Genomic DNA, 22,893 nt, shown 5'->3' on the forward strand with positions numbered 1-22,893 from the left:
GGTGCGGTTGCGGCACCGGTAGGCGGCTGGGGCGAACGTCATGGTCCGTGCGGGCCATCCACCCGCATACCTCAGGTACAATTTTCTGTACTTGCCCTGGAGGTGGTTGTGCGGACCGTGAACTTCACCCAGCTTCGACAGAACCTGGCCGCCGAGCTCGACAGCGTCATCAACGACGCAGAGGAGGTGGTGGTGACCCGGTCGGGGCACGAGCCGGTGGTGATCGTGTCGCTGGCCGAGTACGAGTCGATGAAGGAGACCGAGTACCTCCTGCGGAGCCCGAGCAACGCCGCCGCCCTCCGTCGATCGATCGCGGAGCTTGAGCAGGGCGACGCGGCCGAGCGCGAGCTGACCGATCCGGCTGCTGTGCGGGACGTCGCGTGAGGCTGGTCTTCACCGCGACGGCGTGGAGCCAGTACCTCAGTCACACGGACCGGAAGCTGGTCAAGCGCATCAACGATCTCATCGCGGACGTGATGCGCAACGGATACGAGGGCATCGGCAAGCCGGAGCCCCTGCGGGGAGAGCTGTCCGGCTTCTGGTCCCGCCGGATCGATCGGGAACACCGGCTGGTGTACCGGATCACCAAGGAGGACGTCGAGATCGTCGCCTGCCGGTACCACTACGGCGAACGGTAGGTCGTACGGTTGCCGGTGTGGGGCTGGTGATCGCGTCGCGTTCCTCGGAGTCGCCGTGGATCTCCTCGGTGTGGGCCAGCCGCAGCGCCGGGGTGTCCCAGATGACCTCGATCGCGAGCGAGACCTGGGGGCTCGTGTTCTGGGAGTGCGAGGGGAGACCGTACGCGACCGTCACGGGTCCGGAGGAGCGCGCGAGGGCGGCACCCGTACCCGGGGATGCTCGCTTCTTCGGCATCCAGTTCGCGGTCGGCACCGTGTTGCGGAAGGCGCCCACGTCGACGTTCCTGAACTCGGGGTTCGAGTTGCCCGACACGACGGCGGGGCGGTTCTGGCTCGACGGCGAGCGGTGGCAGACGCCACGGGTCGACGACGACGCCGAGGCGCTGGTGGCGCGGCTCGTCCGCGGTGGGGTCCTGGTGCAGGATCCGTTGGTGCGGGCGGCGCTGGACGGTCGGCTGCCGGCTGGCACGACCCGGACCGTGGAGCGGAGGTTCCGGCACGCCACCGGGCTGACCCGGGGTGCGGTCGCACAGATCGAGCGGGCCCGTGCCGCTGCGGACCTGCTCGCCGCCGGTGAGGAGTCGGGCGTCGTGGTGGGTCTGCTCGGGTACTACGACGAGCCGCACCTGGCGCGGGCGCTGCGGCGGTACGTGGGACGTACCGCCGGTCAGCTCCGGGGTGGCCTCGGCGGTGCGATCGCGTTGTCGCAGCTAGCGGACGATGTCGTAGACGGCCTTGAGGACGCCGTTGGGGTAGGCGGCGGACTCGCGCAGGGCTAGCCGCTGTTCGTCGCGCGCCCGTCCGGGGAAGACGCTCTTGCCGTCGCCGAGCAGCACCGGGAAGACCAGCAGGTTGTACCGGTCGATGAGGTCGGCGTCGGCCAGGCCGCGGGCGAGTTCGGCGCTGCCGTGGATGAAGATCGCGCCGCCGTCGGTCTCCTTGAGGGCGGCGACGTCCTTCACCGAGCGCAGGATCTGCTGTTCGCCCCACCCGCCGACGAGCGCGTCCGCGCCGAGGGTCGTGGAGACGACGTACTTGGGGAGGTCCCGGTAGTCGGCGTGGTCGTCGGACTGCGGCCACACCGAGGCGAAGGCCTCGTAGCTGCGGCGTCCGAACATCAGCGCGGTGGTCTCCTGAAGCTCCTCGCCCTTGAGGGAGTAGGAGTCGGGGTCGAACGGCGTGCGGAACACCCAGCCGCCGTTGGGGTGTCCTTCGGTCGTGCCGCCCGGGGAGTCCACGATCCCGTCGAGCGAGATGAACCCGGTCCACACCAGTTCGCGCGTCACCACAGTCTCCGTATCCGTCGTCGGGCACCGCGCGCCGGCCGGAGTTCCAGCCCCGTCGCGGCCACCTCCGGAAGGCTATCGACCAGGTGGTTCGGGGTCTTGGACGATAGCGACAGGCGGGTGTGTGCCGCGTCGGGCGTCCCGGCGGGGCGGGATCCGGATCGGTGGCGGTGGTCGGTTCGCCGGCTCCGGCGGGGTATGAAGGTGCGCAGACAATCTGCTCACCGGAAGGATCCGTCCCGATGACCCTGGAACGACCGATCGCCCCGGACCCGTACGAGTTGCTGCCGACCGTGGGGTCGTTCGCGTTGAGCAGCGACGACGTGCGCAACGGCGAGCCGATGGACGCGACGTACGCGCACGGCAGCGTCGGGGGTGGGAACGTCTCGCCGCACCTGTCCTGGTCCGGGTTCCCGGCCGAGACGAAGAGTTTCGTGGTCACCTGCTTCGACCCGGACGCGCCGACGGGCAGCGGGTTCTGGCACTGGGTGCTGGTCGACGTGCCGGTCTCGGTGACCGAGCTGGCGGGCGGGGTCGACGAGGCCGGCCTGGGTGGGGCGTTCAGCGTCCGTAACGACTACGGGGACACCGGGTACGGCGGTGCCGCCCCGCCGGCCGGGGACCGGCCGCACCGGTACGTCTTCGCGGTGCACGCGGTGGACGTGGAGCGGCTCGACGTGGGCCCCGGGGCGAGCCCGGCGTACGTGGGCTTCAACCTGGCCTTCCACACCCTGGCGCGGGCGGTCATCCGCCCCACGTACCAGGTGACCGCCTGACCCGACGCGGTCAGTGCCGCGTCGAGACGGTGACGTCCTGGTTGTCGTGGCCTCAACCTGTGGAGAAGGCCACTACAACCAGGACGTGGCGACCTGGGAGCAGTCGGGGTGGACCGGCGGGCGCTGCGGTGCGGGGTGGGTGGGCCGCAGGCGGCGGGGTCAGCCGGGGACGCGGGCGACGGCGAAGACGGACTGGCCGAACGGCGGCAGGACGAGCTGCTCGGCGGCCTTGGTCGCGGGCAGGACCAGGGTGTCGTACACCTTGACCATGGGGCCCTCCTTCGGCATCAGCCGGAAGACCTTGGTGGCCATGAAGTAGCCGATCAGGCCGAGCGCGTTCGCGTAGTGGATCTTCTCGACCCGCAGTCCGGCCTCGGTCATCGCGGCGGCCAGGGTCTTCTTGGTGTACCGGCGGACGTGGCCGGTGGCGATGTCGGCGGGGCTCATCGCGAACATGAACGCCGGCACGATGATGATCACGGCACCGCCGGGGCGGACGAGCTCCCGCATGCTGCTCAGCGCGCCGACGTGGTCGTCGATGTGCTCCAGGACGTTGTACGACACGGCCGCGCTGTAGTCGCCGTCCTCCGAGTGCGGCAGCAGCATCTGCCGTACCTCGATGGTGGGCTGGTCGGCGAGCCGTTCCTTGAGGGAGATCAGCCGGTCCGGGTCCGCCTCGGTGGCGGTGAAGCGGGGGACGTGGGGCGCCCACTCCAGGGCGTAGTCGCCCAGGCCGCTGCCGATCTCGATGGGATCGTTGCCGAGGTACGGCAGGGCCAGCTCCACGAACCACCTGCGGTGGTTGACCGCGGTGGCCAGGCCTTCGAGCACCTCGGACTGGATGCGCTGATCCCCAGTGATTTCTGCCATCGTCGTCGATTCCTCACGGTATGACTGGACCCGCGCCTGGACCGACAGAGTGAAACATCCGCCCCGACCGGTTCGGAAGCGGGGGACCGGGATGGCCGAATTGCGGGTCGGGGGCGGCGCGAGATCGGCGGTCAGCGAACCCGGCACATATTACGTCAGTACCCCGAAACCTGCACGGTGCCGCCTTCGCCTCACTACGATCCGAATTGCCATGACTACTCCTCATTCGGACCCATGTCCGTCCGTCGGCGCCGGTGATCAGGGTGCCGGCCAGGGAGTGCGGCGCCGGGCCGGGTGGTGGGTGGACGCCGCCGCCGGGCTCAGCTTCGTCCTGCTGGCCTTCTGGGTGACGCTGCGGCTCTGGCTGGACCCCCGGCAGGACATCCGGGACAACCTCTCCGACCAAGCGCTCTTCGAATGGATGATGGCGCACGGTGCGCGCGTCGTGACCGCTTTCGACTATCCGTTCGGCTCGGACCGGATGAATGTGCCGGACAGCGTCAATCTGGTGGCAAATACGTCTGTATTGTCGGTATCGATCCCATTGTCCCCGGTGACGCTGGTGGCCGGCCCGCGCGCCGCCTTTCTGGTCTTCCTCACCGGTGGCCTGATCCTCACCGCCACCGCCTGGTACCTCGTGCTCTCCCGGGCGCTGATCGGCAGCCGGGGCCCGGCCTGGCTGGGCGCGGCGTTCTGCGCGTACGCCCCGGCGATGGTGTCGCACGCCAACGCCCACCCGAACATCGTCGCCCAGTACGTCGTACCGCTGATCGTGTGGCGGACCCTGCGGCTGGCCGAGGCGGGCCGCTGGCTGCGCAACGGCGTCCTGCTCGGGCTGCTCATCGTCTGGCAGGCCTTCATCAACCTGGAGGTGCTGCTGGTGACCGCGATCGGTCTCGGGGTGGTGGTCGCCGCGCTGGCCCTCGGCCGCCCCGACCTGCGCCGGGGTACCCGTCCGTTCCTGGCCGGCCTCGCCGTCGCCGCCGTGCTCTCCGCGGTGCTCCTGGCGTACCCGCTCTACGTCCAGTTCTTCGGCCCCGGCGCGTACCAGGGGCTGTCCCGGCTGATCCGGGGCTACTCCACCGACCTGGCCTCGTTCGTCTCGTTCGCCGGGGAGTCGCTCGCCGGGGACCCCCGGGCCACCGCCCATCTGGCCCGCAACCCCACCGAGGAGAACGGCTTCTTCGGCTGGCCACTGGTCATCCTGGTGGCGGCCCTGGTGTGGTGGATGCGGCGCAGCCCGGTCGTGCTCGGCCTGGCCGTCCTCGGCGGGCTGCTGGCCGTGCTCTCGCTGGGCCGGGAGATCCGCTTCGCCGGCCGGGACACCGGCATCCCCGCGCCGTGGGCGGCCCTGGAGAACCTGCCGATCCTGCACTCCGTGGTGCCCACCCGCTGGTCGCTGGCGCTCGTCCCGGTGGTCGGGCTGCTGCTGGCGCTCGGCGCGGAGCGGGTCCGGCTGCTCGCCCGGGAGCATCCGGAGCAGCGGCGGCAGATCCGCGCGGTCACCGGCCTCGTCCTGGCGATGGCGCTGGTGCCGGTGCTGCCCACCCCGCTGCCGACCACCCGGTTCGAGCCGACGCCGGAGTTCGTCACCTCCGGGGCGTGGCGGCCGTACCTGGCCGGCGGGCGCAGCCTGGTCACCCTGCCGCTGCCGGACACCGAGTACGCCGAGCCGCTGCGCTGGTCGGCCCGGACGGGTCTGGACATGCCGCTGGCCCAGGGTTACTTCCTCGGGCCGGACACCCGCCCGGACGCGCCCGAGGGGCCGATCGCGCTGTACGGCGCGACGCCCCGACCGACCAGCGAGTTCTTCGACACGATCCGCAGCACCGGGGAGGTGCCGGCGGTCACCGGGCGGGACCGGGCCGCCGCCGTGACGGACCTGCGGTACTGGCGGGCGGGGGTGGTGGTGCTCGGTCCGCACCGGCAGGAGGAGGCGCTGCGCCGGGGGATGACCGAGCTGACCGGCATCGAGCCGACCCGTACCGGTGGGGTGTGGCTCTGGGACGTGCGCCCGCTGACCGGCTGACCGGCCGGCTGGTCAGGCAGGGTGCCGGCGGCGGGGGCGGCCGGGTGGGGTGGGTCGGTCAGGAGCGGATGCAGCAGCCCTGGCAGAGCTTCGGGCTGGGCAGGGTGAAGGCCAGGCAGCAGGTGCGCCGCTGCACGGTCGGCTCGCCGGTCGGGCCGGGCACCAGGTCGACGAGGTCGGCCAGGTCGAGGACGCCGAGCAGGGTCTGCACGGTCTGCGTCGAGGGGCCGGGCAGCGCGTCGGCGGCGCGCAGGATGCCGTGCGCGATGCCGGAGGCCACCGAGCCGAGCAGGGCGCGGGTGCCGATGCGGACCTCCCGCTGGATCGCCGTGACCAGCGGGGCGAGGTGGGCGTCGAGCAGCGTGGCGCGCAGCAGGCGGAGCAGGGCGGCCTCGTCGTCGACGATCCGGACCTGGGGCAGGCCGAGCAGGGCCAGTGGGTCGCCGGGCAGCACCGCGACGGTGGTCGACGGGCGCAGGCCGAGGGTGACCGGGCGCTGCGGGCCGAGGTCGACCAGCACGTCGGCCGGCACGGCCAGCGGCACCCGGCGGGCGGCGGCCCAGCCCAGCACCACCGGCAGCGCCGCCCAGTAGCTGTAGGCCTTCCACGCCACGGCGGCGCTGCCGTGCGGGGGGCCGCCCCAGCGGCGGGCGGCGTCGGCCAGCAGGTCGGGCAGCCGGCTGCCGTCGATCAGCGTGCTCGCCGGGCTCCAGCCGAGGTCGTCGGCGACGAGCAGGCCCGGGGCGAGGCCGGGCAGGTCGTCGGTGCCGAACATGGCGCGCAGGGTGGCGGTCACCGGCGCGAGCGGGGCGGCGGCGTGCTGCCTCGGCATCACCGCTGTCATCAGCACCCACCCCCGACCGGACCGTCGATCACCACGACTAAGGCTAGCCTAACCACACTTGCTCGGGGTGGGGAAGTCGTTCACCGGGCGCGATCGGGGCTGCCGTGGCGGCCGGTGGCGCCCACCCGGCGGGCGGCGTGGGAAACGTGGGGTGTTTCACCCGCAGATCATCTCGGTGCGCTTGTCAAGGGAAGTGTCGGCAACGGGGCAGTTCTGTGCGGGGTCCGGCACGGAACGTGAGACTTGTACTACCCGGCAACGAGGAAGCTGATGACGACCTCCCCACTCGACCGGGCCGCCGACTCCTTCGCGGCCGAGCTCGCCCGGCACCGCACGGGTCGGGGGCTGTCCAAGAAACAGCTCGCCACGATGATGGGATTCGACCCGTCGTACGTCAGCCACGTCGAGGGACGCCGGCACCGCCCCACCGAGGACTTCGCCCGCCGGGCGGAGGCCGTCCTGGAGGCCAGCGGCGCGATCTGGCAGCGCTACCGGGAGTACGACGAGCTGCGGCACGCCCGGACCATCCCGGCGCACCGCGAGCCGCCCCCACCCGGGCAGTGGCTGCCCCCCGGCACCGGCCTGATCGTGGAACGGGAGATCGCCTCCCTCACCCACACCGACGACGGGTACCGGTGCGTCATCCGCCGGGAGCTGTACAACGCCGGCACCGAGCCGGTCACCCGCTACCTCGCCCGGGTGGCCGTCGACCGGTACCCGACCGACCCCGGCCGCTCCAACCGGCACCACCGTGAGCACCCGCTGACCTTCGCCGAGCTGCAGTTGCACGCCGTCCGGGAGGACGGCGGCGAGCAGGAGCCGATGCACTGGCGGGCCAAGCACGACCGGGACGCGTTCAAGGAGATCTGGCTGCTCTTCGAGAACGGCGACCGGCGCTTCCCGCTCTACCCCGGGCACCGGGCCACCATCGAGTACGCCTACCAGGTCGGGCGGGACAAGTGGGGCCCCTGGTTCCAGCGGGCCGTCCGGCTGCCGACCCGGCACCTGGCCGTCCGGCTGGACCTGCCGGCCGAGCTGGACCCGCAGGTCTGGGGGGCGGAGACCTCGCTGTCGGCCGAGGAGGGGCCGCTGCGCACCCCCGTGCACCGGCGCGACGAGGGCGGCCGGGCGGTCTTCGAGTGGTCGACCGAGGAACCGCCGCTCAACGCCCGCTACCGGATGCAGTGGCGGTTCCGCAGCCAGCCCGGCGTCGACCCGGACGAGACGGAGACCGGCACCCCGGTCCGCGCCAGCGACCGGATGCGCGAGTTCGGCATCGTGCAGCGCGGCGCCGACCTGCTGCGGCAGCCGGCCCGCCAGTTCGACCTGCCCGGTCAGGAGCCGATCGCCCGGGACGTGGTCGACCGGCTGACCGCCGCGCTGGCCAAGCTGGACGAGCTACATCCCTTCTCCAAGGGCGTCGGCCTCGCCGCCCCGCAACTCGGTCTCGGCTGGGCGGCGGCGGTGGTCCGCCCGCCCGACCGCAGCGCCGAGCCGGTGGTCCTGCTCAACCCCCGCGTGGTGGACGCCGCCCCGGACACCGACGAGCAGTACGAGGGCTGCCTCTCCTTCTTCGACCACCGGGGTCTGGTGCCCCGGCCGCTCCGGCTCGACGTCGAGCACGCCCGCTGGGACGGCAGCCGGATGATCACGTCGTTCGAGTTCGGCATGGCCCGGCTGGTCGCCCACGAGGTCGACCACCTCGACGGACGCCTCTACGTCGACCGGATGGCACCGGGCGTGCCCCTGGTGCCGGTCGAGGAGTACCGGGAGACCGGCCACCCCTGGCGGTACTGACCCGCGACCGCCCCCGGGAACGGGGGCCGGGTCGCGTGCCCCAGGGGGCAGGGGCACGCGACCCGGCATTGGGGGGAGGAAAGTCGTCAGAGGTTGCCGAAGGTGTCGTACCGGATGTGCGACGGCGGGACCTCGTCCTCGGCGAGCGCCCGCAGGGTGGCCCGGACCATCCGCGCCGAGCCGGAGACGTAACAGTCGTGGTTGGTCCACGGGCCGTACCGGGTGACCACGTCGGAGATGGCACCCTGCTCGCCGTCGAAGTCGGGGTCCTCGCTGCACGCCGGGGTCACCGACAGCCACGGGTGCGCCTCGACCAGCTCGCGCAGCGCCGGCAGGGCGTACAGGTCCGCCGGGCGGCGCGCCCCGTAGAAGACGTGCACCCAGCGGGTCCGGTTGTACGTGGCCAGCTCCTCGACCAGCGCCTTGACCGGGGCCAGCCCCACCCCGCCCGCCACGGCCAGGATGTCCCGGGTGGAGGACCGGTCCAGCGTCATCGACCCCATCGGCGCGGCCAGCCGGAGCAGGTCACCGGGGCGGACCCGGCGGACCAGGGCACCGGAGAGCCAGCCCGCCCCGGTCGGCGTGCGGACGTGGAACTCCAGCACGTTGTCCTCGTTGGGGGCGTTCGCCACCGAGTACGTCCGCCACACCCGGGGCAGGTACCGGGGCACCTCGACGCTGACGTACTGGCCGGCCCGCCAGGGCAGCGGGTACTGCAACGCGCGGCAGGTCAGCACCGCCGTGTCGGGGCCGACCCGCTCGTGGGTCAGCACCTCGCCGTGCCAGAACGGCGGGTTCGGGTCGTCCTGCGCCCCGGCCATCATCTTCGCCGAGATCGCCGCGTACGCGTCCCGCCACGCCTGGTCGTACTCCAGGTTCCAGTCGTCACCGGCGGTGCTGCGCAGCGCGTCCATCAGGGCGACGCCCATGGTCGCGTAGTGCTCCGGGTCGACGTGGTACTTGCGGTGGTCCCGGCCCAGCGCGCGCAGGTACTCGTCGAAGCTCTCCGGGTCGTCGACGGTCTGCGTCGCGGTGACGATCGCCTCCAGCAGCCGGTCACCCTGCCCGGACATCTCCGCCGGGAACAGCTTGCGCAGCTCCGGGTCGAGGAGGAAGAGCCGCGCGTAGAAGTGTCCACTCAGCCGTTCCCGGTCGGACTCGACCAGGGTCCAGCTCTCCTTCAGCAGCCGCGCGAAGTGCTCCACTGGCACGCTCCCTCGGGTGACGGCGATCGGGCCATCACAGGATGGGTACGGAGCGTGCACAGCGGTCGCACAGAATGTGCGACCGGCTCACACTGGTGACCTTGCCCCTGCCGGCGGGCCGCCGCGTCGGGCACAGTGGTGCGGTGACGGTCGAGCTCACCCGCCAGGCGTCCCGACGGACCCTCGGCACCGAAACGTTGCTGGTCCTCGGGCTCTCGCTCGGTCAGTCGGCGGTGTACGCGATGGTCTCCATCATCGCCAAGCTGACCGCCGAGGGCGGACTGTCGAGACAGACCGCCGCCCTGAACACCTCCGCGTCACCCCGGCCGTACCTGGACCTGACGTACCAACTGCTCGGTCTCGCCTTCGCGATGCTGCCGGTGCTGCTCGCCGTACACCTGGTCAACCGCGACCCCGGCGACGCGATCCGCACCCTCGGCCTGGACGGCCGGCGGCCCGGGTCGGACCTGGCCCGGGGCGCCGGGCTGGCGGCGCTGATCGGCCTGCCCGGCCTGGCGCTGTTCTGGGTGGCGGCGCACCTCGGCCTCAACGCCAGCCTGGTGCCGGCGGCGCTACCGGACTACTGGTGGGCGGTGCCGGTGCTGATCCTCGCCGCCGTGAAGAACGCCGTGCTGGAAGAGGTGATCGTGGTCGGGTACCTGGTCACCCGGCTGCGGCAGCTCCAGTGGCGGGTCGGCGTGATCATCGCGACCAGCGCCGTCCTGCGCGGCACCTACCACCTGTACCAGGGTTTCGGGGCGTTCGTCGGCAACGTGGTGATGGGCATCGTCTTCACGTACTTCTTCCTGCGGACCCGGCGGGTGATGCCGCTGGTCGTGGCGCACACGCTGCTCGACATCGTGGCCTTCGTCGGCTACTCGCTGCTGCCCCGCGAATGGTTCGACTGGCTCTGACCCCTCCCGCCGCGCTGACCGGATCCGTCCCGCCGTCCCTGCCCTGCCCGCCGTCCCTGCCCTGCCCGCCGTCCCTGCCCTGCCCGCTGTTCCCGGTGGTGGGACCGCTGCCGAGCCGTGACGACCCGTGCGTCCGCCCGACGCGGGGCGCGCGGCCGGAAAGGTGCCGGCGGCCCCCGGCGGGTCGGACCGGGTCAGCCGGCCCGGTAGGCGGCGACCGCGCGGGCGGCGAGCCGTCGCGTCGCGGCATCGGCCCCGGCCGCCGCAGCCAGCACCGTAGCGCCCGGCAGCAGGCGCGCGGCGAGCCGGACCGGCAGCCAACCTCCGCCGGTCAGGGGCCCCGCCAACCGCCACGCCGCCCCCAGCGCCGCCGGCCACGGCCCCGCCGCCGGCCGAGGGTCACCGTCCGGGTCCCGGACCGCCTCGGTGGCCGCGTCCAGCGCCGCCCGCGCCCGGTCGCTGTCCGCGTGCACCCGGGTCAGCACCAGCAACTCGACCGCCCGGTCCGGGTGACCCGGGTCCCGGCCGTAGGCCGCCGCGAGGTGCAACACCAGGTCGGCCTGCGCCCAGAGCACCGCCGCCACCTCCACCGCCGGGGCGAGCAGCCCGGCCGTCGTGGCCGCCGCCCCACCCACGCCGGCCCGCCGCACGAAGCGCCGGGTGGCGAGCCGGGCCAGCCCGGCCGCGTCGGCCTGCGGGTACACCGCCCGCACCTCGTCGACCCAGGCCCGCGCGGCCGGCCCCCGCACCTCGACGGCCGCCAGGGCGAGCAACTCCGGCGCGAACTCCGGCCGGTCGCGCAGCCGCCCGGCCGTCCACCGCAGGCCACCTTCCCCGGTACGCCCGTTCGCCGGCCCGCTCTCAGGCCGGTGCACTTCCGTCGGCTCGCCGTCGGGGAGCTGCGCGTCTACTGGTCTGGGCCGCTGCGCGACGTCCGGCGGCTCGTCCTCGGGTCGCTGCGCGACGTCCGCCGGTCCGTTGTGGGGTCGCCGCGCGACAGCCGGCGGCCCGGTCTCGGGTCGCTGTCTGTGGGGAGGACGCTCCGCGACGTTCGGCGGTTCGCCTTCGGGACGCTGTTCGAGGTCCGGTGGGGTGGACGGGCCGACCGGTGCCGTACCGGCCGGCGGGGACCCGGTGACCGCCTCCGGCGGCGTGGCCGTCCGGCGGGCGGGCGCCTTCCGGGTGGTGGCGCCCGTCCGGGTGGTGGGTGTCTTCCGGGTGCGGGCGGTCGCCTTCTCGGCGGGCGGGGTCGCCTTCTCCGTGGGTGTGTTCCCCTCGGTGGCCCCGGTGGGCTGCTCGCCGGGGGGCGTGACCCGGCTCGCGGCGGTGCTCCTGCGGGCCGGGGTCCTTCGTCCGGTCGCCGTCGTGGACCCGGAGGTCGACCTGCCGCGCGCGGGGGCGCTGCGGGCCGGTACGGGATCATCGCCGGTCGGGCCGCCGCTGTGTTCCGACTCACTCTCCGCCCCGGCGGTCGGCTCCGGTCCCGTCACCGGACCGGCCGACTCACCGGCCGGCGTGGGCTCGACCTGCTTCCGGCTGGGTGTCGGCTCGACCTGCTCGCCGCCCGGCGAGGGCTCGGTCGGCGGCGGTGCGGTGGTGGTCGCGCGGCTCGACGAGGCCGCCCGGCGGCGCGGTACGGGAGCCGTACCGTCGGGCGGGGGATCCTGTGGAGGCTGGAAGAGCACGGTCGGGGCCGCCTTCGCCCGGCGCGTCGGCTTCCGCTGCGGCTCGGTCGGCTCCGGTTCCCCGGGCCGCGCCGGTGGCGGGGTGAAGCTCGCCTCCGGCGGGCGGCTTCCGGGCGTACCGGCTCGGGGTCTGCGGCTCGGTCGGCGGGGCTGGTCGCTGGGCGGCTGCTCCTCCATATCGATGGAGGGTAGCCCCGATCCGGGCGTCCCACCGGGAAAGATGCGGCCGGCGGTCGACGGCGGCAGGGCGCGGCACGGCGGGCGGGATAGTCGCTTTGCCCCGGGTGGGTGGGGGCCTGTATTCTCAGGCGCGGTGGTCTGCAGGCCACCAGGGAGACTTCGCCTAGTCTGGTCTATGGCGCCGCACTGCTAATGCGGTTGGGGTCTTAAAGCCCCTCCCGGGTTCGAATCCCGGAGTCTCCGCGCGAAAGCCGGTGTGTAGACTGGCCGAGCACCAGCGCCCGTAGCTCAACGGATAGAGCATCTGACTACGGATCAGAAGGTTAGGGGTTCGAGTCCCTTCGGGCGCACAAGATCACAAGGGGTCTGACCTGCCGGGATGGCAGTCAGGCCCCTTCACTTATCCGTCCCTTGTGGTCGGTTGGGTGCTCGGTGGGTGCTCGTGCGACGAGCATCCCTCATGTCCTGGCCCGTCCAGCGGTGGCCGTCGCGTCCGGGTGGTTCTTGATCATGACCCCGGCCGTGCCACCGCCGGCCACCTGAGCACCGGTCGGGGTTTCCACTACCGGCTATGTTGCCGGGATGACCTGGACGCTCGGTGCCGGCATCGCGGGCAGTGCCCTCTTCGTCCTCGTCTTCCTCGTCGGCGGCGCCACCCGCCCCGGCTACGACACCCGCCACCACCCGGTGAGCGCCCTGGCCCCTCGCCACACCGATGGGCCGCCGTCCTCGGCAACGGACAAACAATTCTCTACGCGTCCACGGCACCGGCACCCTCACCGGCAACACACCCATCTGCTTCCACACGGCAGCCCGACTCGTCCCGTACGTCGGGACACGGTGGTCCGACAAGCGGTGTAGGGCCCGTACGATGACGCGTGGTGCTGGTTCGCCCCACCTCGTTGGGTGGGGCGTCGTAAGAGGGAACCCGGTGCGAGACCGGGACTGCCCCGCAGCGGTGAGTGGGAACGACCGCCGTCATCAGAGCACTGGACCGGAAGGTCTGGGAAGCGACGGCCAGTAGGCGACCAGGTGTCACGCCCACGAGTCCGAAGACCTGCCAGCGCTGCGCACACCGCCGGTGTGCGCCGCCGGCGGTCCCTCGGGAGGGCCAGGGCGGAAGCCGGTGCCTCGCCGCACCCCGCCTTCCCCCTCCCGTGCCCGCCGGGCACCTCGAGGGAAGGACCACCTGTGAGCACCGCATTCGGTCAGAGCACCGTGCTCGGGTACCCGCGCATCGGCGCCAACCGCGAGCTGAAGAAGGCCGTCGAGGCCTACTGGGCCGGCACCATCGACGCCACCGCCCTGGAGCGCACCGGCGCCACCCTGCGCGCCGAGGTCTGGCGGACGCTGCGCAACGCCCGCCTCGACGCGATCCCGTCGAACACCTTCTCCTACTACGACCACATGCTCGACACCGCCGTCGCCGTCGGCGCGATCCCGCACCGCTTCGCCCGGCTCGGCCTCTCCGAGCTGGACACCTACTTCGCCATGGCCCGGGGTGTCGACGCCGAGCCGGCGTTGGAGCTGACGAAGTGGTTCGCCACCAACTACCACTACCTGGTACCGGAGATCGGCCCGGACACCGTCTTCGCCCCGAACCCGGCCAAGGCGCTGCGCGAGTACGGCGAGGCCCGGGACCTGGGCGTCACCACCCGGCCGGTGCTGGTCGGGCCGGCCACGTTCCTGCTGCTGGCCAAGGGCGACGACCCGTTCGCCCGCCTCGACGACCTGGTCGACACGTATGTCGGGATCCTCGCCTCGCTGGCCGAGGCGGGTGTGGCCTGGGTGCAGCTCGACGAACCCGGCTACGTCGCCGACCGCAGCCCGGCCGAGATCGACGCCCTGCGGCGGGCCTACACCCGGCTCGGTGAGGCCACGCACCGGCCCAGGATCTTCGTCGCGACCTACTTCGGTGACCTCGGGGACGCGCTGCCGACGCTGCTGGCCACCCCGGTCGAGGCGATCGGCCTGGACCTGGTCGCCGGGCCGGGCAACCTCGAGCGCCTCGCCGCCGCCGGTCCCCTGCGCGGCACGACCATCGTCGCCGGGCTGGTCGACGGGCACAACATCTGGCGGACCGACCTGCGCGCCGCCGTCACGGCCGGGGCGACGGTCGCCGGGCTGGCCGACCACTTCGCGGTGTCCACGTCCTGCTCGCTGCTGCACGTACCGGTCGACCTGTCCGTCGAGACCCGCCTCGACGCGCACCTGTACGAGCGGCTCGCGTTCGCCCGGCAGAAGGTGGACGAGGTCGTCCTGCTCGGTCGGGCGCTGCGCGACGGCACCGCGCACCTGCCCGCGCCGCTGCCTCCCGCCCCGGCGGCGTGGCGCAACGACGACGTCCGGGCCCGGCTCGCCGCGCTCGGCCCCGCCGACCGGCAGCGCGGCGGCTACGGTGAGCGGGCCGCCCGCCAGCAGGAACGGCTGCGGTTGCCGGAGCTGCCCACCACCACGATCGGCTCGTTCCCGCAGACCGGCGAGCTGCGCCGGACCCGGGCCGCGCACCGGGCCGGCACCCTCGACGACGCCGGCTACACGGCGCGGATGCGCGCCGAGGTCGAGCACGTCGTCCGGTTGCAGGAGCAACTCGGCCTGGACGTGCTCGTGCACGGCGAACCGGAACGCAACGACATGGTCCAGTACTTCGGCGAGCAGCTCGACGGGTTCGCCGCGACCGAGCACGGATGGGTGCAGTCCTACGGCTCCCGCTGCGTCCGCCCGCCGGTCATCTACGGGGACGTGGCCCGCCCGGCGCCCATGACGGTCGAGTGGTCCAGCTACGCCCAGTCGCTGACCGGCAAGCCGGTCAAGGGCATGCTCACCGGCCCGGTCACGATCCTCGCCTGGTCGTTCGTCCGCCACGACCAGCCTCTCGCGGACACCGCCGACCAGGTCGCGCTCGCCCTGCGCGACGAGTGCCGCGACCTGGAGGCCGCCGGGATCCGGGTCATCCAGGTCGACGAGCCGGCGCTGCGGGAGACCCTGCCGCTGCGGGCCGCCGACCACCCGGCGTACCTGGACTGGGCGGTGGGCGCGTTCCGCCTGGCCACCGCCGGCGTGGCCGACGACACCCAGATCCACACCCACCTGTGCTACTCCGAGTTCGGCGACGTGATCAACGCCATCGACGCCCTCGACGCCGACGTCACCAGCATCGAGGCGTCCCGCTCCAAGATGGAGGTCCTCGACGACCTCGCCGCGATCGGGTACCGGCGGGGCGTCGGCCCCGGCGTGTGGGACATCCACTCCCCCCGGGTGCCCTCCCTCGACGAGGTGGTCGAGGCGCTGCGCCGGGCCGTCGCGGCCGTGCCGGCCCGGCGGCTGTGGGTCAACCCGGACTGCGGCCTGAAGACCCGCGCCTACCCCGAGGTCGAGGCGTCCCTGCGGCGCCTGGTCGCTGCCGCCGCCGAGGTCCGCGGGCACTGATGCCGCCCCGCCGGGCGGATTCGTTCCAGGGGTCCGCCCGGCTCAATCCGGGAGCGACGGTGAGCTTGTTGACCTGAGCCCTCCCGGGGGTGTCCCTATGGGTTTCGTCAAGCGGTGACGAGCGTGTCGGGGCGGGGCCTGATGTCCAGGGAAGCCGCACCGACTCGCCCGGCCAAACACCGGCCAGATCCGCAACCGGATCCACCGCTGGTCCGATACGTCCCAATGAGGGTCGCCTGCTTCCGGGCGACGTTGATGTCATGGCCAGTAGGGCTTCGAAGGCCGGGGATGCTCGCAATGAGGGCGTCAGTTGTTTGGTGACGCGATGTTCGTGCTGCGACAACATGGTGGCCAGGTGGAGCCGACGTCTCGTCCACTAGCTGTGAGCCGTACGCCAGGGGCCCTGGTGGCCCATGTCAGTGTTCGGCTCAACCATGGGGACGGAGGGCGGAAGGCAGCTCATATCCGAATCTCAAGGAACCATGGCACTCGATCACCTTCCAGAGTACCGCCCGGCCGGTGAACCGGGCCGACGGCTGGCGGCGACGATCGCGATCGGCGTGAGGATTCCCTTGGACCTGCGCCCCTCGGCGGGCTGCCGAACGGCGGCGGCGGCAGTGAACACGCCCAGCGCGGGCCAGGCGGCCGGGTCGATGAGGATGTCGTTTCGGGAGTTTGTGTGGGGCCGCAGGTCGGGATGTTCGAGGAGGGTGGCGATGGCGTGAAGGTTAAGTGGCTGTCGCCAGAGCGGCCAGGACATCACGGGTTGGCGGTGGCCGGCTAGGTGGTGCCAGAGTGTGGCCTGTGGCAGTTTGCCGGTACCGGTAAGCCGGAGCAGAGGTAGAGACATGGTGGCGAGCCAGGTCGCTCCGGGTACGCCGGCGTCGGTGGAATGGCCGCTGGGGTGGTCTGCCGCGCTGGACAGCACCCGATGGTCGAGGTATTCGCCGGTGCAGCCGTTGACCCGCCGCCACCTGGTGAGTGCCTGCCGGATCAGGAGGGCAGGAGCCTTGCGCACTTCGTCGAGTGGTTTGTTGAAGAAGGATCGGAGACTCTGACGGCCGGCTGGGGCGGTGTACGGGGTGAGCGCCGCCCGGCCCTGGATGTCTGACGCCAGATCCGTGACCAGCACAGCCAGCCAGTTGTTCAGTGCCGGCGCGCGGTGTCTGTTGGTCATGGCGTGCACGCGTGAGGAGACCTGGTCACGGGGCATCCGCATCGGATCCGGCGTGGCGCCGACCCGGGGCAGGGGAAAGGTCGCCGGCACCCTGGGGAGGACGCCGTCCGCCGCGATCGCGTCCACGACTTCGACCAGGGCGTCCACGACGGCGTCCACGGTGGTGAGCGGCCCGTGAAGCAGTGCGCGTGCGCTGGTCTCGTCGTAGGAAAGCTCGACGTCGAGGTTGGCCTCGTCGTGCAGGAGGCGGGTCACGCCGAGGGAGGCGAGGAAGCCGAGCGGGTCACGGCCGTCGAGCGCGAGGAGTTCCACGGTGTGGGTCATGCCTGGGGCTCCCCGTCGTGTGTCGAGCACCAGATGTCGGCGAGCCGCACGATCGTCTCGAGCAGTGCGAGCCCCCACCGGCCATAGGTGTGGTTGAGGCGGTGGAACCGCGCTGGCGACCGCCAGTCGACGGTGACCTCGGTGGTGAGCGTCGGGTGGCCGGGCACCGTGACCTCGACCGGGTCTGGGTCGGTGACTGGTGGGAGCAGGCTTCGGCTGCGTCCGTGGTGGCTGGCGATCAGGTGCAGGACCAACTCGACGTCGATGTCCAGCTGCTGGTCGGCGAGGTGAAACTCGGCGATCCGGGCGGACAACGCCTCGTGCCGCATCATCAGCGGATAGGCGGCCGCTTCCCGCGCTCGGCGCGCTTGGGTGTGGTTGGCGGGGTTTATGCCGCATTTGGCGAACGGTGCAGGTGCCAGGTCGGCGACGGCTCTGTTGCCGCCGAGAAGCATGGCCTGGAAGCGGATGTCTCGCTTGCCCTCGTCGTGCCAGCGTCCGGCGGCCTCCACCGCGGCGACGAGTCGTCGGTCCAGTCCGACGGCGTGGGCTGTCCGCGCTGCCCGCGCGGCGACCGCGTGGTGGTGCGCGTCGAGCCCGACGTGGCTGTGCGGGTGTGCGGTGCTGGAGCTGCCGTACTCCGACGCGTCGTCGGCGTAGCGGGGGCGGGCCGCTGACAGCACGATCGGGAACTCCGGTGTCCATGTCGCACCGGTACGGGGGTGGATCTGGCGCGTGGGGGTCACCGTGAACGGCGGGCGCCGTCGGTTCAGCGGATTGCCGAGGAGGCTCTGCACCACCTGGCCGAGCGGGTTGCCGGTGGGTAGCGCGGCGAGGAGTGCGGGCAGCAGATCCGCGTACGCGTGGGGTTGTTCCGGCTTGGGGTGCTCGCGGGTGAGTCTCAGTAGTTCGTCGATGACGTCCTGCTGGCGGTCCGTGTGGTCGGTGGTGCCGTGCGGATCGCGGGTGCCCGGGAACGGAACGGCGAGGTGGGTGACAAGCTGCTGAAGGTGGGGGCCGATCCGGAGGATCGGTCCTCGTGTGCGTGCGGCGAGGTCGGCGACATCGACGACGGGGGTGGCGCTGTCGGGGTGCCACCCGAAGCGGTCGCAGCCGCCGTACTCGATGGGCACGATGATGGTGTCGCCGGGTTGGACGCGCAGCGCGTTGATGATCTCTGATCGGCCGTCACGTCGATGGCGTAGGACCTGCGGGCGGTGACGGCCGTCCCGGCAGCGGGGCGCGCGTCCACTTTCGTGTTGTCGGTTCAGGTCTGGTGGGGGCGGCTCGTCGTCGGGGGCGTCCGGGATGGTGATGTCGGCGACGGGTTGCGCGTCGTCGTGTTGGTGTAGCCAGCGTCGGACTTCGCGGGCCGGGACGTCGATGGTCTCCTCGCTGGTCACGGGGGCGAAGTCCACCACGGTGGCCCATCGGTCGGGTGCGTGCAGGGGCAGGCCGGCGCGCCAGGCGACAGCGACCGGTGGGGCTTCGTCAGGGAGACCGTGCAGGTAGGGGGTGACCGGCGGGTCCGGGTGTGGGGTGGGTGAGGTGCGGGTCCACGCGTCGAGTGTCGGCGCTGCCAGCACGGGCACGTAGGTGGGGCGTGCGTTGCGGGCTGCCGCTGGTGCCGTGGCGGCGAGTCGCCGTAGGGCGGCGGGTGAGGCGGAAAGTCCGTTGGCTGCCGCGTCGAGGTCTTGGAGCGTGCCGACCGGCGCCTGCGCGGTCAACCACTGCCATATGGCTGCACGGGCAGGCCCGTAGACGGGATCGCTGTCGTCGGCGCTGCTGTCGTGCACGAGGTACGCAGGGGCCGGGGCCTGGCGTCGTCCCAGCCGGTTGAGCCGTCCGAGCCGCTGGATGAGAGCCGGCAGCGGGGCCGACTCCGTGACCAGGGCGTCGACGTCGATGTTCGCGCCGACCTCGATGGTCTGTGTCGCCACGATGACCAACGGACGCGGGTCGTCGTAGTCTCGGCCGGTTCGGATGCGGTCGTAGCTGTCGGCGAGGAGTATTTCCTGGTCGACGCCCCGGCTTCGGCCGGTCAGCAGGATCGTGTCGACCGTAGGGGTGAGAAGCTCCGCGACAGCGCGGGCCCGGGAGATGGTATTGGCCACGACCGCCACGACCCCGTGCCCGGTCAGGTGCAGCGCCAGTTCGGCCAGTGCTTGTGGCATGCCGACGGCGGCTGTCGTGGCGGTCGTCGGCACCTCGACCAGCCGGAGCCGCTTGCGTGCCGTCAGCCGGCTGCCGGCCACGGGGTGCTCGCGGTCGAGGTCACCGATGCTGTGCATGGCGAGCTGTCGGCTGGCGCCGTCCGGTGGCATCGCGGACATGGTGACCAGGACCGGCTTCATGCCTAGTGGCCAGCGGTCGAGGCTGAGGGCGGTGTTGACGGTGGTGCGGAACGCCTCCGCGTGGTGAGCGTCGTCGACGACGATGAGGCTGTCGGCGCCGACGAGAGCGGCGTCGATGCTGCGTGCGTGCTCGGTGACGCCGTAGCCGCGGAAGAGCAGTCGGCTGCCGACCTGGTCCAGGGTGCCGGTGATGATCGCGAACCGGTGAGGGCTGTCCAGCCAGGTCCGGTCCCAGGTGGTTCCGCCGCGCATGCGGGTCACCGTGAGGACGTCGCTGTCGTCGGTCTTGCTGCGTAGCGCCGTGGCCACCGCGGCGCAGATCCGCGTCGTGGCGGCCTGCAGGGCCCGCCGTAACGTTGTGGCGTGCTCGTGGGCTTCGTCGATGACGAGCCGACGGTCGACCACGAAGAAGAGGCGGCGTTTGGCCAGGTCCGGTCGGAGCGCGGCGACGAAGACGGCCACGTCGAGCACGGAGGTCTTTCCCAGCCCGGTGGGGACGTCGATGATGTCGGGCCAGCGGTTGTCGGTGAGGATGCGGTCCAGCAGCCCCTGTTGCCACGGGAACGGCTCACGCGGTGGTCTGCCCGGGATGGTGTCCCCGTGGACCTCGTTGACAAATCCGGCGAAATCATGGCAAGTGAGTGGGTGCTCGTTCCGTGTCACGACGGCTCCGGGATAAACATGCCGCAACCGAGGTAGCGCAGGGCTCCCACGATCACCGGACCGCGCAGCGGGGTCGGGAACTCCACGCGGCAGTGCACGAACGGGCGGACGGGGCGGTTGGTGGGGATGGTGCCGCGGCGGGGCATCCGTACCGCGGCGTCGACGATCGGCGCCTTCAGCGCGAGCACTGTTGACGGGGGCGGATATCCGGCGCGGACGAACGCGTCGGTGAGCGCTGCTGACAGGTCCCGCCGCCCCGGGTATCGGTCGAGCATCACCGGTGACACCGACACCCATTGTCGCGTCCCCTCGGCCGGGCCGGTCCAGCGCTCCGGCAGGGTCCCCCAGTTCGGCGGCGGCTGCGTCGGGTCTCCGAGCCGTACGATGCCGTCGGCACCACGGCGGAGGACTCGGATCGGGTCCTCACCGTGGGGGCCGAGCAGGCCGCGCAGCACCGCGAGACGGTCCTGGCGGGCCATCTCGGGCAGCGCGATCGCCACACCCAGCAGGCGGCCATCCGCGTGCGGATGGCCGACGTCCAGCAACGGCAGGTAGGCCATGTGGGGTAGGTCGTCCGCGCCGTGTCCGCTGGCCTGCGGTGGCACCGGGTCGGCGATCCGGTCGATCACCGCTCGGCGAAGGACGTCGGTCACCGTCAGGAGCCGATCACCGTTGACCGGCACGCCGCCGGGCAGCGTCGGCCAGATCAGCAGTTCCCGGTAGGGGCCGGTCGCGGGGCGCACCGCCGGCTCTGCCGCGCCGATGCCGAGGGTGTACGGGACCGACCGGGACACCTCCCAGGCTCGCTGCCCCTCGGCGTAGGCGGTGCGGAGTTGATCGAGGTAGCCCGGGTACGGCACCCGCATCGACATCGCTGCGGCCGTGCCGAGGTGCGTGGGCCGGTAGGTGATCCATGGCTGCCGCAGGACGGCCTCCTCGTCGGCGACAACGACCTCGGCGTGCGAGGTCGACCGGCCGACGTAGGGCACCTTGCGGGCAAGCCGGGTCAGTCTCCACAGGACCGGGTCGTCGGCTTCAGCGTCCGGCCACACGTACGCGACGTGCTCATCGGCCGGCAGCACGGTGTGCCGGGTGCTCAGCCGGGCGGTCCGCCCGGGCCAGAAGGTGCTGGTCGGTCTCGCAGCGGTCGCGTGGGTCACCACGTACCCGCTTCGGGCTGATGTTTCGACCATTGCCGGCGGCACCGCCATCACCAGTGGCGGACCGGCCGCCTCCAGCCACCGCAGCGCCATCTCATCGGCTCGGCGCGTCCGCAGGTCCGCCTCGGCGTGCTCCGCCGAGGCGACCAGTGCGCAGAAGAGACGCGCCGGGTGGGGCGGCCACTCCGCTCCGGCCGCCTCGCTCTGCGCGTCATAGCGGCCTTCGCGCAGCCGCACCAGGATGCTCAGCGTCACCGGCCTGACGCCCCGTCCCCACTGGTCGACGTGAGGGCGGCGCGGATCGCCTCGGCGAGTTGCCGTGTGGGCGCGACGGGCACGGCATCGGTGTCCATGATCACGCCGCCCGCCCTGGCCCGATCGCGCAGCGCCACGAAGGCGTCGACTGCCTCGATGACGCTCACGTTCACCGGCTCCGGTACGCCCCCGTCGCGTTCGAAGTACACCGATTCGCTGATCCGGGTCAGATCACAGCCGGATCGCAGCCACAGCGACGGCCGGCCGAACGCCAAGCGGTCCCCCATCAGCGCCAACGCGGCCAGGGTCGCCCGCGCCGCTGTCGCCGCCTCGGCCGGTGCATCGCCGAACCGCAGTCTTTCCAGCCCCGCCAGCGAGATCCAGCCGGTGCGGCGGACCTCCTCGACGACCACCCCGGCGTGACGCACCGCGGGAGTCGTCGCTCCTGCACGGGGCGGGTGCGGGGCGATGTGCCCGTGTCCGATCTCGCTCAGCCGTCGGCCTTTGGCTCTCGTTCCCTCTGCCAGGAAACGCCAGTCGCCCTCGGCTTTGCCCTTGTCGTCGATCGCGCCGGTCAGGTTCAGCGGGTCGTGCCGTCCGGCCCGACGGTCACCTTCCAGGTACTCGATGCCGTACATCGACGACGTGTAGATCCGGGGGAACGTGGGCCACCTGCCCTGACGATGCGAGTCCCACGCTCCGAACACCAACGAGTACGGTTCGCGCCGGTACAGTGGCCGCACATCGTCGGCGGACACCCGCCGCAACGTCCTTCCGACCTGACTGTCGTCGAAGCGGACGCCATCGACCTCACTGTCGCGCAGGTACGCGTCGGCGTAGCGGTGGGGAAAGTCCAGCGATGTCAGCCGGACGCCCTCCTCCTTCATGGTCAGCTCGAACAGCGGCAGGTCGACCCGGCCCGCGTCCCGCGCGGCCAACAACGCCTCCTCCACCCGGTTCGCCTGCGACGGCACCTGATCGACGACCACGGTGTCGCGCTGGTGGCCGTCCACGAGCCGCCGCTCCACCAGATACGGCCGGGGAAGTCGTCCCTCCCGCTGCGCGGCGCGCACCTCGTGGTCTGGGACTGGGTAGGTGGGCGGCATGATCTTCCCACCCTGACCACCCACCGGCTGGTAGCTGCCGGAGAACGCAATCCCCGCGTCCTGCCGGTCCTCGGCCACCGCCGTGAGGAGGCGTTGCACCAGGTCGGTCATGGTCGCTCCTGTTCGCCGCACCACAGACGGCGCCCGCCGGGCGAGCGCCACACCGTTCGCCGTCTGGTGCTGTCACCGATGTGCACCGTT

General features: G+C 72.2%; 17 protein-coding genes, 2 tRNA genes and 1 riboswitch. Of the genes, 10 read left to right on the top strand and 9 right to left on the bottom strand.

Translation table 11 applies throughout. The features are described 5' to 3' along the window. Window positions 1-108 precede the first annotated feature (108 nt). From ACQUFX_RS26335 to ACQUFX_RS26345, 3 genes are read left to right on the top strand one after another with little or no spacing between them, the layout of a single operon-like run. The gene (locus tag ACQUFX_RS26335) at window positions 109-384 is read left to right on the top strand and encodes a type II toxin-antitoxin system Phd/YefM family antitoxin (RefSeq protein WP_428962915.1); all 276 of its coding nucleotides are present in this window, start codon (window positions 109-111) and stop codon (window positions 382-384) included. Further along, on the top strand, window positions 381-638 hold the full coding sequence (locus ACQUFX_RS26340; RefSeq protein ID WP_428962916.1) for a Txe/YoeB family addiction module toxin: 258 nt from the start codon (window positions 381-383) through the stop codon (window positions 636-638). The genes ACQUFX_RS26335 and ACQUFX_RS26340 overlap by 4 nt, the downstream gene beginning before the upstream one ends. Before the next feature lie 17 nt (window positions 639-655). Then, window positions 656-1,417 (top strand): AraC family transcriptional regulator, encoded by a 762-nt coding sequence (locus ACQUFX_RS26345; RefSeq protein ID WP_428962918.1) that lies wholly within the window; start codon window positions 656-658, stop codon window positions 1,415-1,417. Here ACQUFX_RS26345 and ACQUFX_RS26350 read toward each other — a convergent pair. Next, window positions 1,349-1,924, bottom strand: coding sequence for a dihydrofolate reductase family protein (locus ACQUFX_RS26350; RefSeq protein ID WP_428962919.1), 576 nt, complete (start codon window positions 1,922-1,924; stop codon window positions 1,349-1,351). The two genes, ACQUFX_RS26345 and ACQUFX_RS26350, sit on opposite strands and share 69 nt — an antisense overlap. Window positions 1,925-2,166: 242 nt before the next feature. On the opposite strand from ACQUFX_RS26350, the gene ACQUFX_RS26355 reads away from it, so the two are divergent. Next, window positions 2,167-2,700, top strand: coding sequence for a YbhB/YbcL family Raf kinase inhibitor-like protein (locus ACQUFX_RS26355; protein WP_428962920.1), 534 nt, complete (start codon window positions 2,167-2,169; stop codon window positions 2,698-2,700). Between the two features lie 159 nt (window positions 2,701-2,859). On the opposite strand, the gene ACQUFX_RS26360 is transcribed toward ACQUFX_RS26355, so the two are convergent. Further along, window positions 2,860-3,570, bottom strand: coding sequence for a class I SAM-dependent methyltransferase (locus ACQUFX_RS26360; protein WP_428962921.1), 711 nt, complete (start codon window positions 3,568-3,570; stop codon window positions 2,860-2,862). Between the two features lie 211 nt (window positions 3,571-3,781). On the opposite strand from ACQUFX_RS26360, the gene ACQUFX_RS26365 reads away from it, so the two are divergent. Then, window positions 3,782-5,599: a hypothetical protein gene (locus ACQUFX_RS26365; protein ID WP_428962922.1), complete on the top strand. Its 1,818-nt coding sequence runs from the start codon at window positions 3,782-3,784 to the stop codon at window positions 5,597-5,599. A gap of 58 nt (window positions 5,600-5,657) precedes the next feature. Here the strand turns inward: ACQUFX_RS26365 and ACQUFX_RS26370 are convergent, their stop codons facing one another. After that, complete coding sequence (locus tag ACQUFX_RS26370; protein ID WP_428967088.1) at window positions 5,658-6,431, bottom strand: IucA/IucC family C-terminal-domain containing protein; 774 nt, start codon at window positions 6,429-6,431, stop codon at window positions 5,658-5,660. Window positions 6,432-6,713: 282 nt separating this feature from the next. Here ACQUFX_RS26370 and ACQUFX_RS26375 point away from each other — a divergent pair, with 282 nt between their 5' ends. Further along, window positions 6,714-8,240 (top strand): peptide deformylase, encoded by a 1,527-nt coding sequence (locus tag ACQUFX_RS26375; RefSeq protein ID WP_428962923.1) that lies wholly within the window; start codon window positions 6,714-6,716, stop codon window positions 8,238-8,240. Between the two features lie 86 nt (window positions 8,241-8,326). Here ACQUFX_RS26375 and ACQUFX_RS26380 read toward each other — a convergent pair whose 3' ends face one another. Continuing rightward, complete coding sequence (locus ACQUFX_RS26380) at window positions 8,327-9,445, bottom strand: globin domain-containing protein (RefSeq protein ID WP_428962924.1); 1,119 nt, start codon at window positions 9,443-9,445, stop codon at window positions 8,327-8,329. 143 nt (window positions 9,446-9,588) lie between these two features. Between ACQUFX_RS26380 and ACQUFX_RS26385 the strand changes: the two genes are divergently transcribed. After that, window positions 9,589-10,359, top strand: coding sequence for a CPBP family intramembrane glutamic endopeptidase (locus tag ACQUFX_RS26385; RefSeq protein ID WP_428962925.1), 771 nt, complete (start codon window positions 9,589-9,591; stop codon window positions 10,357-10,359). A 194-nt stretch (window positions 10,360-10,553) separates the two neighbouring features. Here ACQUFX_RS26385 and ACQUFX_RS26390 read toward each other — a convergent pair whose 3' ends face one another. Continuing rightward, on the bottom strand, window positions 10,554-11,234 hold the full coding sequence (locus tag ACQUFX_RS26390) for a hypothetical protein (RefSeq protein WP_428962926.1): 681 nt from the start codon (window positions 11,232-11,234) through the stop codon (window positions 10,554-10,556). Window positions 11,235-12,376: 1,142 nt separating this feature from the next. Between ACQUFX_RS26390 and ACQUFX_RS26395 the strand changes: the two genes are divergently transcribed. The 3 genes from ACQUFX_RS26395 to metE all read left to right on the top strand — a co-directional run bounded on the left by ACQUFX_RS26395 (window position 12,377) and on the right by metE (window position 15,653). Beyond that, window positions 12,377-12,467: transfer RNA gene (locus tag ACQUFX_RS26395), tRNA-Ser, on the top strand. A 34-nt stretch (window positions 12,468-12,501) separates the two neighbouring features. Continuing rightward, window positions 12,502-12,574 (top strand) — tRNA-Arg (locus tag ACQUFX_RS26400). 518 nt (window positions 12,575-13,092) lie between these two features. Continuing rightward, window positions 13,093-13,303: riboswitch (cobalamin riboswitch) on the top strand. Window positions 13,304-13,415: 112 nt separating this feature from the next. Next, window positions 13,416-15,653: a 5-methyltetrahydropteroyltriglutamate--homocysteine S-methyltransferase gene (gene metE, locus ACQUFX_RS26405; protein ID WP_428962927.1), complete on the top strand. Its 2,238-nt coding sequence runs from the start codon at window positions 13,416-13,418 to the stop codon at window positions 15,651-15,653. Window positions 15,654-16,146: 493 nt separating this feature from the next. On the opposite strand, the gene ACQUFX_RS26410 is transcribed toward metE, so the two are convergent. Genes ACQUFX_RS26410 through cas7g form a run of 4 tightly spaced genes read right to left on the bottom strand, consistent with a single transcriptional unit; the run spans window position 16,147 to window position 22,803 of the window. Then, window positions 16,147-17,154, bottom strand: coding sequence for a type I-G CRISPR-associated protein, Cas3-extension family (locus ACQUFX_RS26410; RefSeq protein WP_428962928.1), 1,008 nt, complete (start codon window positions 17,152-17,154; stop codon window positions 16,147-16,149). Further along, window positions 17,151-20,171 (bottom strand): type I-G CRISPR-associated helicase/endonuclease Cas3g, encoded by a 3,021-nt coding sequence (cas3g, locus tag ACQUFX_RS26415; RefSeq protein WP_428962929.1) that lies wholly within the window; start codon window positions 20,169-20,171, stop codon window positions 17,151-17,153. Before cas3g ends, ACQUFX_RS26410 begins: the two co-directional genes overlap by 4 nt. Further along, complete coding sequence (gene csb2, locus ACQUFX_RS26420; protein ID WP_428962930.1) at window positions 20,168-21,586, bottom strand: type I-G CRISPR-associated protein Csb2; 1,419 nt, start codon at window positions 21,584-21,586, stop codon at window positions 20,168-20,170. The genes cas3g and csb2 overlap by 4 nt, the downstream gene beginning before the upstream one ends. Next, window positions 21,583-22,803 (bottom strand): type I-G CRISPR-associated RAMP protein Csb1/Cas7g, encoded by a 1,221-nt coding sequence (cas7g, locus tag ACQUFX_RS26425; protein WP_428962931.1) that lies wholly within the window; start codon window positions 22,801-22,803, stop codon window positions 21,583-21,585. The genes csb2 and cas7g overlap by 4 nt, the downstream gene beginning before the upstream one ends. Window positions 22,804-22,893 lie beyond the last annotated feature (90 nt).

Source organism: Micromonospora fluostatini, assembly GCF_050410825.1.
Taxonomy (GTDB): domain Bacteria; phylum Actinomycetota; class Actinomycetes; order Mycobacteriales; family Micromonosporaceae; genus Micromonospora; species Micromonospora rosaria.